Source organism: Bradyrhizobium sp. 956_D2_N1_4, assembly GCF_052076025.1.
GTDB lineage: Bacteria > Pseudomonadota > Alphaproteobacteria > Rhizobiales > Xanthobacteraceae > Bradyrhizobium > Bradyrhizobium barranii.
Map to the genome: position 1 here is coordinate 3649961 of NZ_CP197237.1, position 12832 is coordinate 3662792.

Annotated in this window: 11 protein-coding genes; 7 read left to right on the forward strand and 4 right to left on the reverse strand. The window is 64.6% G+C overall.

Annotation, left to right across the window (positions count from 1 at the left end; translation table 11 throughout):
• Position 1: 1 nt before the first annotated feature.
• From AB7535_RS17125 to AB7535_RS17140, 4 genes are all read right to left on the reverse strand, one after another.
• Complete coding sequence (locus AB7535_RS17125) at positions 2-2308, reverse strand: ComEC/Rec2 family competence protein (protein ID WP_439036693.1); 2307 nt, start codon at positions 2306-2308, stop codon at positions 2-4.
• A 95-nt stretch (positions 2309-2403) separates the two neighbouring features.
• On the reverse strand, positions 2404-2637 hold the full coding sequence (locus tag AB7535_RS17130) for a DUF2171 domain-containing protein (RefSeq protein ID WP_028149639.1): 234 nt from the start codon (positions 2635-2637) through the stop codon (positions 2404-2406).
• A gap of 88 nt (positions 2638-2725) precedes the next feature.
• A complete protein-coding gene (locus AB7535_RS17135; protein WP_135213802.1) occupies positions 2726-3112 on the reverse strand; it encodes a YybH family protein in 387 nt (128 codons plus the stop codon).
• Positions 3113-3125: 13 nt separating this feature from the next.
• Positions 3126-4802 carry a glutamine--tRNA ligase/YqeY domain fusion protein gene (locus tag AB7535_RS17140; protein ID WP_135213803.1) on the reverse strand — a complete coding sequence of 559 codons (1677 nt, stop codon included), beginning with the start codon at positions 4800-4802 and terminating at the stop codon, positions 3126-3128.
• 143 nt (positions 4803-4945) lie between these two features.
• On the opposite strand from AB7535_RS17140, the gene gltX reads away from it, so the two are divergent.
• The 7 genes from gltX to AB7535_RS17175 all read left to right on the forward strand — a co-directional run bounded on the left by gltX (position 4946) and on the right by AB7535_RS17175 (position 12827).
• Positions 4946-6373, forward strand: coding sequence for a glutamate--tRNA ligase (gene gltX / locus AB7535_RS17145; protein ID WP_135213804.1), 1428 nt, complete (start codon positions 4946-4948; stop codon positions 6371-6373).
• A gap of 162 nt (positions 6374-6535) precedes the next feature.
• Complete coding sequence (gene gltA, locus AB7535_RS17150; protein WP_071913479.1) at positions 6536-7840, forward strand: citrate synthase; 1305 nt, start codon at positions 6536-6538, stop codon at positions 7838-7840.
• Between the two features lie 123 nt (positions 7841-7963).
• Positions 7964-8413 carry a GFA family protein gene (locus tag AB7535_RS17155; RefSeq protein WP_244623051.1) on the forward strand — a complete coding sequence of 150 codons (450 nt, stop codon included), beginning with the start codon at positions 7964-7966 and terminating at the stop codon, positions 8411-8413.
• A gap of 123 nt (positions 8414-8536) precedes the next feature.
• On the forward strand, positions 8537-9715 hold the full coding sequence (locus AB7535_RS17160; RefSeq protein ID WP_354077796.1) for an ROK family transcriptional regulator: 1179 nt from the start codon (positions 8537-8539) through the stop codon (positions 9713-9715).
• A 58-nt stretch (positions 9716-9773) separates the two neighbouring features.
• Positions 9774-11060 (forward strand): ABC transporter substrate-binding protein, encoded by a 1287-nt coding sequence (locus AB7535_RS17165; RefSeq protein WP_135213806.1) that lies wholly within the window; start codon positions 9774-9776, stop codon positions 11058-11060.
• Positions 11057-11977, forward strand: a complete 921-nt coding sequence (locus AB7535_RS17170) for a carbohydrate ABC transporter permease (protein WP_167767914.1) — start codon at positions 11057-11059, stop codon at positions 11975-11977. Before AB7535_RS17165 ends, AB7535_RS17170 begins: the two co-directional genes overlap by 4 nt.
• The gene (locus AB7535_RS17175; RefSeq protein ID WP_167767915.1) at positions 11970-12827 is read left to right on the forward strand and encodes a carbohydrate ABC transporter permease; all 858 of its coding nucleotides are present in this window, start codon (positions 11970-11972) and stop codon (positions 12825-12827) included. Before AB7535_RS17170 ends, AB7535_RS17175 begins: the two co-directional genes overlap by 8 nt.
• Positions 12828-12832 lie beyond the last annotated feature (5 nt).

The following is a 12832-nucleotide window of genomic DNA, read 5'->3' on the forward strand; positions in this document are numbered from 1 at the left end:
CTCAATCCTCGGCCTGCAGGTCGGCTTCCGATGGCGTCGCGTCGCGGTTGCGGGGAGCCGCCGCCTGCGGCGCAAGGCTCGCGCTGAAATCCGCCTCGCCGGCCGCCGCCGGCGACCACGGACGGTCTGTCCCCCTCGTCTTCGCCGCCTGAACCGCAAAACCGTCGCCGCTTCGCGTCAGCGCCAGCGCCAGCGCGCCCTGCCTTGCGAGACGCTGACGGTCGACAACCATCGCCGCGCAATCCGGCGGCGCCGGCCGCGCCGTCACCACCAGCGCGGCACGGCTGCAATCGTCAGCCAGTGAATCGATGCGCAAGGCCAGCGCGACCAGGCGCCCGTCGGCGAGCGGCGTCACGCAGGCGGCTTCGTCGCACGACACGCCGGCGGCCAGTGAGGCACTGCCGGCATCGCGCGGATCGGCGTCGGCGGCGAGCCATTCCTTCAGAAGAAAACTGTCCTTGCTCGACCTGATCAGATGCAGGTGCCCATCCCTGCCCCGCACCGCGACGCTCTGGCCGTCACCGGCGATCAGGACATCGGGCTGCCGCGCACACAGTCCCCAGAGGATCGCGGCTAACAGCACCACCGCGCCGGCCCAGCGCAACGGCGTGCGCAGCAAGCCCATCACGATGATTCCCAAGCTTGCAGCGATCAGCGGTGCGATGCCGAAAGCCGAGATGCGGCCGACCGCGCCCGGCAAAGCGGCCACCCAGCGCGACACCGCAACCATCCAGTCGATGCCGATCCCCATCAGCCACCAGAACGGACCATCAAGTCCAAACGGCGCTGCAATCAAACCCAACAGGCCCGCGGGCATCACCAGGGCCGAAACCACCGGCATCGCCCCGAGGTTAGCGAGCACGCCGAACGGGGTGACACGGTGAAAGTGGAAGGCGGCATAGGGCGTGGTCGCGAGCCCCGCGATCAGCGAGGCCAGGAACAGCATCGCGATCTCACGCCCGCCCCACATTGCAATCCGCGCGGTCGCGGAATGATCGGGCGACGCAAACAGGTTCGGCATGCCGATCTGCACCAGTGCCACCAGTCCGAGCGTCGCAGCGAAGGACATTTGAAAACTCGGATGCACAAGTGCTTCCGGTGCGACCGCGAGCACGATCAGCGCGGCCACCGCCAGCGTGCGGAAGGTGATGGCACGGCGATCGACCATGACCGCGATCAACACCACCGCCGTCATGAAGAACGAGCGTTGCGTCGCGACCTCCGCACCCGACAGCAGCAGATAGAACGCGGCTGCGACCAGCGCAGCGGCCGCCGACCATTTCTTGATGGCAAAGCCGGCCGCCATTCCAGGGATCAACGCCAGCAGCGCGCGCACCGCGAAGAAGACCACGCCGGCGACGACCGCCATGTGATAACCGGAAATCGAGAGCACATGTCCGAGCCCCGAGATGAACATGGCGTCGTTGACGGGCGTGCTGATCGCATCGCGCCGGCCCGTGAGCAGCGCGGTCGCAATCGCCCGGTTGTCGCCCTTGAGCGTGGCTCGGATGCGCGCGTCGATCGCATCGCGCAGACCCTGCATGAAGGCGGCATAACGCAGCCGCAAGCCACCGGCATCCGGCGGCACCGATGCCGCAATCGTACCCATCACGAAGCCGGAGGCGCCGATGCCCTGGAAGAACATGTCGCACGAAAAGTCATAGCTGCCGGGGCGCACCGGCGACAACGGCGGCAACAGCCGCGCCTTCAACTGCACGAAGCTGCCGACCTCGGGCGCAGTCCCCTTGCGCACGGAGAGGCGCACGCGCTCGAGCTTGACGTCGCTGCGCTGCGCCTCCATCGCGGTGACGCGCAGCACGAAGCGGTCAGTGCGCTCTCGGATGTCGCGGGTCTCGACGAAGCCCGACAGCGAGACGGAATAGAGCGGCTTTGCCAGCACCGTGTGCGCGATCCGCGCCGTCTTCCAGGTCGCCGTGGCAAGGCCGGCCGCGACCGCCGCGATCATGATCGCCGGCGCAAACAACCGGCTCCGCCGCAACAGCACGGCGCCAAGCGTGAGCGCGATGGCCGTTGCGGCAACGACCCACAGCACCGGTTCATGATCGGCGGCAAAGTAGAGCGCGATGCCGCCGCCGAACGCGACCGGCACCCACGGCAACAACCGCCCGGCGCCGGCCTCGGCGCGCGCCCATTCGCGCAGGGTCCCGGCCAGCGACGTCCAGAGGTCGAACCCTGCCGGCACGAGGCCGCCCGCGGATGCGGATGCAGCTCGGCCGACGGGCCAAGTCCCCGCGATCCAAGTCCCCGCGATCCCCTGGGACCGAACTGGCCGGCCCGGCTCCGCCATTCCCTGCACCTTACGATACGCGACAGGCCAGGAGGCTACCGGAACGTGCGGCTGCGCGAATAGCGGTACGGATCAGGAACGGAGCGAAGGTCCCCCTACTTTTCCTCTTCCATCGTCACGGCGACGTCCGCCTTGGCCGAGAGCCGAACCTTGTTGCCCTCGACACCGGCGACGAGGCCCTTGTCGATGAAGTGATGGTGGCCCTTGTGGCTGCCCTCGCCGCTGTCCTTCTTGGTCAGCTTGATGCGATGGCCCTCGACCTTGTCGACCGTGCCGATGTGGACGCCATCGGCGCCGATGACTTCCATATGCTCTGCGATGTTCTGCATGGTGGGTTCCTTGTTGGACCCACCCCAACGCGCGGGGGCAGCGTTCGTTGCTATCGCCGCAATGACGATGCCGTGCGCGGCAGCAGCATCAGATCAACGGCGCGCGCGACGAGGCATGGTGATTGACGATCTTCCAGTCGCCGTCCTCGCGGAGGATGACCCAGCTCATCTTGACCGAGAACTCCTCCCTCTCGCCGGCGAGGTCAAACGACACGATCGCGGCCATGTTGATCAGGTCCGGGCTGGCTTGCGCGGCGCGCACCTCGGAAAACACGGCACTCGGCTTGCGCCAGCGCGGCAGGCCGTTGAAGTAGTCGGCGACGCCGTCCCTGCCCCGATAGAGTCTTGGATTCGAGCCGAAGAAGAACGCGTTCTTCGCATAGAGCGACGACAGCGCAGCCGCATCGAGCGTCGCGAAGCCGGCGCACCATTTCGCGATGATGGCGGAAACGATCGCGTCGGCTTCACTGCTCATAGGCCCAATCCCCTCAGCCCTTGGCGACTTCCTTCGCGAACGTGTCGCGCAGGCCGATGGTGCGCGAAAACACCGGCTTGCCCGGCGTCGAGTCCTTGTCGCGCACGAAATAGCCCTGACGCTCGAACTGCATCGGCTCGGTCGAATTGCTTTCCGCAACCGATGCCTCGATCCGCGCGTTGGAGAGGATCTCCAGCGACTGCGGATTGAGATCGGCCGCGAAGTTCGAGGCGTCCGGGATCGGATTGGAGAACAACTGGTTGTAGATGCGGATCTCCGCCGGCACCGACGTCGCCGCCGGCAGCCAGTGCATGGTCGCCTTGACCTTGCGGCCGTCGGGCGCGTTGCCGCCCTTGGTCGCGGGATCGTAGGTGCAGCGCAGCTCCACCACTTCGCCCGCGTCGTTCTTGATCACGCCGGTGCACTTGACGAAATAGGCGTAGCGCAGCCGCACCTCGTTGCCGGGCGACAGGCGGAAGAACTTCTTGGGCGGGTTCTCCATGAAGTCGTCCTGCTCGATATAGAGCTCGCGGCCGAACGTGATCTTGCGCGTGCCGGCCGAGGGATCGTCGGGATGGTTGATCGCCTCAAGCTCTTCAGTCTGCCCTTCCGGATAGTTCTCGATGACCACCTTGAGCGGCCGCAGTACGCCCATGCGCCGCTGCGACGTGCGGTTCAGCTCCTCACGGATGCAGAACTCCAGCATGCCGACGTCGACGACGCTGTTGGCCTTGGCAACGCCGATGCGCTTGACGAATTCGCGCAAGGCCGCCGGCGGCACGCCGCGGCGGCGCATCCCCGCTACAGTCGGCATGCGCGGATCGTCCCATCCGGCGACATGACCGTCGCGGACGAGCTGGGTCAGCACGCGCTTGGACAGCAGCGTGTAGGTCAGGTTGAGCCGCGCCATTTCGTACTGGTGCGGCTTGGACGGCACCGGCAGCTTTTCGATGAACCAGTCGTAGAGCGGCCGATGATCCTCGAACTCCAGCGTACAGATCGAGTGCGTGATGCCCTCGATCGCGTCCGACTGGCCGTGCGCATAATCGTAGCTCGGATAGATGCTCCACTTGGTCCCGGTGCGCGGATGGTGCGCATGCAGGATGCGGTACAGCACGGGGTCGCGCAGGTTGATGTTGCCCGCGGACATGTCGATCTTGGCCCGCAGCACGCGCGCGCCGTTCGGGAATTCACCGGCCTTCATGCGGCGGAACAGGTCGAGATTCTCGTCCACGCTGCGGTCGCGGAACGGCGAGTTCTTGCCGGGCTCGGTCAGCGTGCCGCGCGCGAGGCGGATCTCCTCCTGGGTCTGGTCGTCGACATAGGCGAGCCCGTCGCGGATGAGCTTCTCCGCCCATTCGTACAGGCGGTCGAAATAATCCGAGGCGAAGAACAGGTTCTTGCCCCAGTCGAAGCCGAGCCAGTGCACGTCGGCCTGGATGGAATCGATGTATTCCTGCTCTTCCTTGACCGGGTTGGTGTCGTCGAAGCGCAGGTGGCAGCGGCCCGGAAACTCCTGGGCGATGCCGAAATTGAGCGCGATCGACTTGGCGTGGCCGATATGCAGGTAGCCGTTCGGCTCCGGCGGGAACCGGGTCACGATCTCCTGGTATTTGCCCTGATCGAGGTCGGCCTGGATGATGTCACGAATGAAATCGCGCCCAACCTCGTTCGCCACCGGTTCTGTCATTACGAAAATCCTGTAGGGAAATCAGCGGCCCTTCTGCCAAATTCGTTTGGCTGAGCCAAGAGCTTAGCGGTCCGCTGCCGGGCTTTAGTTATGCTCCGGTCCTGTTATATACCACCGCCTCCAATGCATAGGCCCTGCCAAGAATGACCTCCTCCGTCGTTACCCGCTTTGCTCCCTCGCCGACCGGCTTCCTCCATATCGGGGGCGCCCGCACGGCGCTGTTCAACTGGCTCTATGCGAAAAAGCACGGCGGCAAGATGCTGCTCCGGATCGAGGACACTGACCGGGAGCGCTCCACGGAGGCTGCGATCGGCGCCATCCTCGACGGCCTCAAATGGCTGGAGCTCGGCTGGGATGGCGACGTCATCTACCAGTTCAGCCGCGCCGCGCGTCACCGCGAGGTCGCCGAGCAGCTCCTCGCCGAAGGCAAGGCCTATCGCTGCTACGCGACCGCAGAGGAGCTCACCGCCATGCGCGAGAAGGCGCGCGCGGAGGGCCGCACCCGCCTCTATGACGGCCTATGGCGCGACCGTGACCCGGCAACCGCGCCTTCCGACGTCAAGCCCACCATCCGCCTGCGCGCGCCGCAGACCGGCGAGACCGTGATCGAGGACCAGGTCCAGGGCCGCGTGGTCTGGCAGAACGAGAACCTCGACGACCTCGTCCTGCTGCGCGGCGATGGCAATCCGACCTACATGCTCGCGGTGGTCGTGGACGACCACGACATGGGCGTCACCCATGTTATCCGCGGCGACGACCATCTGATCAACGCCGCCCGCCAGAAGCAGATCTACGACGCGATGGGCTGGGCGCTGCCGAGCATGTCCCACATCCCCCTGATCCACGGCCCGGACGGCTCAAAACTGTCGAAGCGCCACGGCGCGCTGGGCGTCGATGCCTACCGCGCCATGGGGTACCTCCCGGCCGCGCTCCGCAATTACCTCGTCCGTCTCGGCTGGAGCCATGGCGACCAGGAGATCTTTTCGACCGAGGAGATGATCGCCGCGTTCGACCTCGCCAGCGTCGGCCGCGCCGCCGCCCGCTTCGATTTCGCCAAGCTCGAAAACCTCAACGGCCACTACATCCGCCACGCCGACGATCAATCACTCGTGAAGATGTTCGAGGACGTGCTCGACCACGTCGTGCCCAGCCGCAACGAGCTTAAGGCCAAGTTAAACGACACGACGCGGGCGCAGCTTCTCAAGGCCATGCCGGCCCTGAAGGAGCGCGCCAAGACGCTGATCGAGCTGATCGACAGCGCCTATTTCATCTTCGCCGACCGGCCGCTGGAGCTCGATCCCAAGGCGGCAGCGCTGCTGACGCCCGAGAACCGCAAGCTGATCGGCCAGCTTCATTCCGCGCTGGAGAAAGTCGAGACGTGGAGTGCGGCGAATGCGGAGGCCGCGCTGCGCGCCTTTGCCGAGGAAAATAGTCTCAAGCTCGGCGCCGTCGCCCAGCCGCTGCGGGCGGCGCTAACGGGACGGTCGACATCGCCTGGTATATTTGAGGTTTTGGACGTGCTGGGACGCCAGGAAAGCCTGGGCCGGCTTAAGGACCAGGCCAAGGACTAGGCTAGGCTACGACGTAAGTCGACCATGCGTGCGGCGATCTTGCAGCGCACACAGCAATAATATACCCATCTCACCCGTACCTTCTGGAATATCCGGCCTGCCCCACCAAGTCATCGGGGCCTTCCGGGTCCGGCCCGTTTCACCACACATCGGGGACCTCTGATGGACGCAAAAGCAAGCAATAAGACCGCCACGCTGACGGTCGGAAACAAGAACTACGATCTCCCGATCCACAGCGGCAGCGTCGGGCCTGATGTCGTCGATATCGGCAAGCTCTACGCCCAGTCCGGGCTGTTCACCTACGATCCCGGCTTCACCTCGACCGCAAGCTGCGAGTCCAAGATCACCTATATCGACGGTGACGCGGGCGTGCTGGAATACCGCGGCTATCCGATCGAGCAGCTCGCCGAGAACGGCGACTTCCTCGAGACCTGCTATCTCCTGCTCTACGGGAACCTGCCGACCGCCGCGCAGAAGAAGGATTTCGACGACCGCGTGATCCATCACACGATGGTGCACGAGCAGATGGCCCGCTTCTTCCAGGGCTTCCGCCGCGACGCCCATCCGATGGCGGTGATGGTGGCCTCCGTCGGCGCGCTCGCCGCGTTCTACCACGACTCCACCGACATCAACGATCCGAAGCAGCGCATGATCGCGTCGATGCGCATGATCGCCAAGATCCCGACGCTGGCGGCCATGGCCTACAAATACACGATCGGCCAGCCCTTCGTGTATCCGAAGAACTCGCTGAAGTTCGCCGAGAACTTCCTGCACATGTGCTTCGCCGTGCCGTGCGAGGAGTACAAGATCAATCCGGTGCTGGCTGACGCGCTGGACAAGATCTTCATCCTGCACGCCGACCACGAGCAGAACGCCTCGACCTCGACGGTGCGCATCGCCGGCTCCTCCGGCGCCAACCCGTTCGCCTGCATCGCCGCCGGCATCGCCTGCCTCTGGGGCCCGGCGCATGGCGGCGCCAACGAAGCCGCGCTCGCGATGCTCGCCGAGATCGGCTCGGTCGACAAGATTCCGGAATTCATCGCCAAGGTGAAGGACAAGAACAGCGAAGTCCGCCTGATGGGCTTCGGACACCGCGTCTACAAGAACTACGATCCGCGCGCCAAGATCATGCAGAAGATGTGTCATGCCGTTCTCAAGGAGACCGGCCATGGCGACGATCCGATGCTGAAGGTGGCGCTCGAGCTCGAGAAGATCGCGCTCAGCGACCAGTACTTCATCGACCGCAAGCTCTACCCGAACGTCGACTTCTATTCGGGCATCACGCTGAAGGCGATGGGCTTCCCGGTCTCGATGTTCACCGTGCTGTTCGCGGTCGCCCGCACCGTCGGCTGGATCAGCCAGTGGAGCGAGATGATCGAGGACCCGCAGCAGAAGATCGGCCGTCCGCGCCAGCTCTACACCGGCGTCACCCGCCGCGACTACGTCGCGATCAAGGATCGCAAGTAAGATCGGCCTCAGGGCTTTTGGAAACGGCGCCATCCTGCGATGGCGCCGTTTTTGTTTGCGGGCGACATTTGTAGGGTGGGCAAAGCGCAGCGTGCCCACCACCTCTCCGCGAGCGAGACAAAAATGGTGGGCACGCTGCTTTGCCCACCCTACGATATGGAGAACCCGATGCTGACCGGAAGCTGCCTCTGCGGAGGCGTTGCCTACGAGGTCGATGCGACCCCGGGCACCATCATGCACTGCCATTGCCAGACCTGCCGGAAGACGCACGGATCGGCCTTCTCCACCGTCACCAACGTCCCGCGCGACCGCTTCCGCTGGACCAGCGGCGAAGACTTGCTGCGCGGCTTCGAATCCTCGCCCGGCAAAACCCGCTATTTCTGCTCGCAATGCGGATCGCACATCGTCGCCTCGCGCGAGGGCAAGAGCACGGTCCTGCTGCGGATGGGCTGCCTCGATACACCGATCACAGAACGGCCCGAGATGCACATCTGGCGATCGGATTCCGCCAACTGGTACGACCCGAAGGCCGAATTACCGGAGTGGGCCGAAGGCACCGCACCGAAAGCCTGACCGGTTCTTCGCCTCATCTTGCTGCCACGCACAACAACAAGTCGACTGATCGCGTCCGCAATCGCTTGACAGTCGAAACGCTCCGCGCGCAAATTCTTACACTAAGTAAGAATGACGACAGGGATGGAAATGCCGGAGCAGCCGAGAAGTCGGCGGCAGACGCGCGCTGCCATTTTGACTCACTTGCTCCAGTCCGGCGGCTCGTTCCGGCCGCCGCTGGCCAAGGCCGTGCGCCTGTCCGAGGCGAGCCTGTCGCGCATCCTGTTTGACCTGAAAGCCGAAGGCCTGATCGAGGAAGTGCGGCGCCCTGCCCCTTATGTCGGCGGTCCGACGGGCCTCGTCTCGCTCGATGGCTCCGTGGCGCTCGCGGCCCTCGAGCTGACTGGCCAGTGGCTCAGCGTGGGCGTTGGCGGCCTGTCGGGCGAGCTGCATTACACCGAGCGCCTCCCGCTGCCGGCCAAGCTGACGGTCGAGAGCGTCGGCCGCGTGTTTCGCGAGGCGACTACGTTATTGCGCGACTGGACGCGCCGCCGCCGCATCACGCTTGCGCAGATCGGCATCACCATTCCCGGCCTCGGCCGCTTGAGCGAGTTCGGCAATCCGATCATTCCCTGCGATGTCGAACGCATCGGCGGCATGTTCGGCGAGCTGTTTGCGGACGTCCCGGTCGTCTTCACCAATTCGGTGGTCGCGCACGCCATTTTTCATCGCTGCCGCACGGAAAACTACCCGTTCAGCGATGCGCACCTGTTCGTCTTCGTCGGCCAGGGCGTCGCGGGGACGTGGATGGACGATCCGATCGAGGAGGATGCGCTCCAGCCGGTCGAGCTTGGCCACATGGTGTTCGGCAACGATGGACCGCGTTGCCGCTGCGGCCACCACGGATGCGTCGAAGCCTATACGTCGCTGCCGGCGCTGGCCAAGCTTCTGCGCACCACCGAAGCGGAATTGCTCCAGCTCGGCAGTGAATGGGTGGCCGCGATCCCGCTCACCTCGCGTGTGCGGCAGGAATTGCGACAGCGGCTGTTCAGGCTTGGCCTCGCCATCGGCAACACGCTCAACGTCAAGCCATGCCGCGGCGTCGTCGTCAGCGGTTGGCCGTCGGCTCTCTCTGAGGAAGATCGCAAAGCGGTGGTCGATGGGATCGACGCCTGCCTTCTCGGCGGGCGGAAACTGGCGCAGGTGTCGCTCGCCTTCGTGCCGCCCTCGAACGGCAACGATCCGCAAGCAGCTCTCGCCTTCGCCGCCTTTTGTCTCGCCAGCCGCGGCGGGATGCCCGCGGCTTCCACGGAGGCCGCCTGACATGCCCTGAGCCGCGTGGCTCAACGCGCCAAGAAAGTTCACACCGGGAGGAACTGCCATGCCGATCACGACAACAAGGCGCCGTCTGCTCGCTGGATCTGCGGCCGCACTCGCATTACCGGCATTCGCCCGCGCGCAAGGCGCGGCCAAGCCGCGCCTGACCGCGATCTCGCAATGGTCCGCAGGCAGCGACGGGGCGGCGATCACCGCACTCGGCAAGAAATTCGAGGAGAAAGGCGGCGTCTGGCAGCACTCGCCCGTCCCCGGCTTCACCACCGAGATGATGAACAAGCTGCGCGCTCAGATCATCGCCGGCGATCCGCCGGCCTGTTCGCAGCTGAAGGGCCCCGAGATTGCGGCCTGGTCGAAGATCGCCCCGACTGTCGATCTCGACGCCCTCGTCGCGGCCGCCGGCTACGAAAAGGTCGTCGCTCCGGACCTCGCAAAATTGCACAAGCCGGGCGGCAAGTGGATTGCGCTGCCGTTGCAGATCTACAGCACCAACATGCTGTTTCTCTCCAAGCGCGCGATGGACAAGGCCAAGGCCGACAAAGTCCCGGTCACCTGGGCCGACTTCAACGATCTCGCCGACAAGATGAAGGCGGGCGGAATCACCTACCCCATCGCCAACGGCGGCACTCGCCCCGATGACGGGCAGAAATTCGAGGCCTCTTTGGCCGGCATCAGTCCCACGGCATACCGTGCGGCCATCATGAATCTCGACAAGAAGGCCCTGGAGGGCCCCGAGATCAAAGCTGCCTTCGTCCAGGTCCGCAAGATCGCCAACTGGATGGACCCCAACGTCGGCGCCCAACCCTACGCCACCAATTTGAAGCGCTTCGTCGACGGTGACATGGGCATGATGATCATGGGCGGCTGGGCGCAGGGCGTGTTGCGTAACGCCGGTTTCAAGTTCGACGACTTCATGATCACGCCGGGCCCGAGCGACAATGGCAAGCCGGTCTTCCTGTTGAATGCCGACGCCTTCATCTTCTGGCAGCGCAAGGAGCCGGACCTCCAGGCCGGTCAGACGTTGATGGCCCAGCTCGTCATGGATCCGGCGATCCAGACCATGTACTCGCAGATCACGGGATCGATCCCGGTGCGCACCGATGTCGACCTCTCCGGTGATGGCTGGTCGGACGGTCAACGGCGAACCGCAGCCGCGCTCAAGGACGCTGTCGCCAACAACCAGGCCGTCCTGAGTCTTGCGCACAACATGGCGCAGGAAAACGGCCTCACGGCCGCGATGATCGACGTGCTCACCGAGTATGTGAAGAACAAGACGATCACGCCGGAGCAGGCGGTCACCCGCCTCGCCGAGGCCGTCGAGGGTTCGCGTTGACCGACACCGTCTCCACAGCAACGCGGCCGGCGACGTCTGACGTCGTGCGCCGGCTGCCCGAATATCTGATGATCTGGGTGCCACTGCTGTTGTCGGCTGCGCATCTCATTTCGTTTTCGCTGTGGACGATCTGGATTTCGTTCACGCCCTCCACGCTTGTTCCGGTTACGGGCTGGGTGGGTCTGCGCAACTACAACGCGGTCCTGGCATCGCGGAACTGGCAGATTGCCTTCGACAATCTGCTGCTGTTTGGCAGTGCTTTCGTGCTGCTGAGCTTGATCACCGGCCTTATGCTTGCGATCCTGCTCGATCAGCGCATTCGCGGCGAGAATGTGCTGCGATCCATCTTCCTGTATCCGCTTGCGGTGTCGTTCGTCGTCACCGGCACGGTCTGGAGCTGGCTACTCAATCCCGGCATCGGGATCCAGAAGCTCGTCCATGACCTCGGCTGGACCTCCTTCCGGTTCGACTGGCTGATCGACCGCGACATGGCGATCTGGACGATCGTGATTGCCGCGATCTGGCAATCCTCGGGCTTCGCCATGGCGCTCTTCCTCGCCGGCCTTCGCTCCGTCGATTCCGACATCATCAAGGCCGCCCAGATCGACGGCGCCGGACCGGTCCGAACCTATTGGCGGGTCATTCTGCCGACGCTCTTTCCGATCACCATCACCGTCGTCGTCGTCCAGTTGCAGTTCGCGATTTCAGCCTTCGACCTCGTCCGTGCGCTCACCAATGGCGGGCCGGGAATCGCGACCCAGCTGCCGGCCCTTGTCGTCTACGACCTCATGTTCCAGCGCAGCCAGCTCGGCCGGGGCGCCGCGGCGGCGGTGCTCATGCTGCTCATCCTGCTCGCGGTGCTGCTGCCCTATGCGGCGTGGCGTTATGTCCAGCGAAGGCAGGCCACCCATGCGTGACCGCAGCTTCGCACCGAGCCGAATTCTGATCTATCTCGTCGTGACATTGTTCGCTGCAGCCTATCTCGCGCCACTCGTTGTTGTTGTCCTGAACTCTCTCCGCACCAACGAGGAGATCGCGCAGGGTTCGATGATCGGCTGGCCCCAACATCTGGCCTGGAGCAACTACGCCAAGGCCTGGAGCGGTTTCTGCGTCGCCGAGACCTGCGCCGGCATCCGGCCGTACATGCTGAACTCCGCGCTCGTCACCATCCCGGCGACGATTTTCTCGACCCTGCTCGGTGCTGTCGCCGGTTACGCCGTGTCGCTCTGGCGCTTTCGTGGCGATAACTGGATCTACGGCATCGTGACCCTCGGCCTCTTCCTTCCCCAGCAGATGCGCCTGCTTCCCTGGACTATCGTGCTGCGGGACACCGGTCTCATCAACACGCTGACGGGCCTCGTGCTGATTCACACGATCCAGGGGCTCTCCTTCACCACGCTGTTCTGCCGAAACTACTATGTCGCCATCCCCCATGAATTGATCAGGGCCGCACGCATCGATGGCGCCGGGTTCTTTCGTATTTTCTGGCGCATCATCCTGCCGCTCTCAGCTCCTATTCTGATCGTCACCGTGATCTGGCAGTTCACGCATATCTGGAACGAGTTCCTCTATGGTGTGACATTCACCACCGGCCAGCAGCAGCCCGTCACGGCCGCGCTCATCGCGCTCTCTGCCGCAATTGCGGACATTCCGCAGCATGGCGTGCAGAGCGCGGCGGTGATCATCGCAGCGCTGCCCACTTTGCTGATCTATCTCCTCGGCGGACGGTACTTCGTGCGCGGCCTGACCGCCGGCGCAGTGAAATGATGGGG

What these genes read in the sequence shown, in the direction of transcription:
- gltX (WP_135213804.1), top strand. Translation starts at nt 4,946, where the DNA reads ATGACCTCCTCCGTCGTTACCCGCTTTGCTCCCTCGCCGACCGGCTTC.
- AB7535_RS17125 (WP_439036693.1), bottom strand. Translation starts at nt 2,308, where the DNA reads ATGGCGGAGCCGGGCCGGCCAGTTCGGTCCCAGGGGATCGCGGGGACT.
- gltA (WP_071913479.1), top strand. Translation starts at nt 6,536, where the DNA reads ATGGACGCAAAAGCAAGCAATAAGACCGCCACGCTGACGGTCGGAAAC.
- AB7535_RS17155 (WP_244623051.1), top strand. Translation starts at nt 7,964, where the DNA reads ATGGTGGGCACGCTGCTTTGCCCACCCTACGATATGGAGAACCCGATG.
- AB7535_RS17160 (WP_354077796.1), top strand. Translation starts at nt 8,537, where the DNA reads ATGGAAATGCCGGAGCAGCCGAGAAGTCGGCGGCAGACGCGCGCTGCC.
- AB7535_RS17130 (WP_028149639.1), bottom strand. Translation starts at nt 2,637, where the DNA reads ATGCAGAACATCGCAGAGCATATGGAAGTCATCGGCGCCGATGGCGTC.
- AB7535_RS17165 (WP_135213806.1), top strand. Translation starts at nt 9,774, where the DNA reads ATGCCGATCACGACAACAAGGCGCCGTCTGCTCGCTGGATCTGCGGCC.
- AB7535_RS17135 (WP_135213802.1), bottom strand. Translation starts at nt 3,112, where the DNA reads ATGAGCAGTGAAGCCGACGCGATCGTTTCCGCCATCATCGCGAAATGG.
- AB7535_RS17175 (WP_167767915.1), top strand. Translation starts at nt 11,970, where the DNA reads ATGCGTGACCGCAGCTTCGCACCGAGCCGAATTCTGATCTATCTCGTC.
- AB7535_RS17140 (WP_135213803.1), bottom strand. Translation starts at nt 4,802, where the DNA reads ATGACAGAACCGGTGGCGAACGAGGTTGGGCGCGATTTCATTCGTGAC.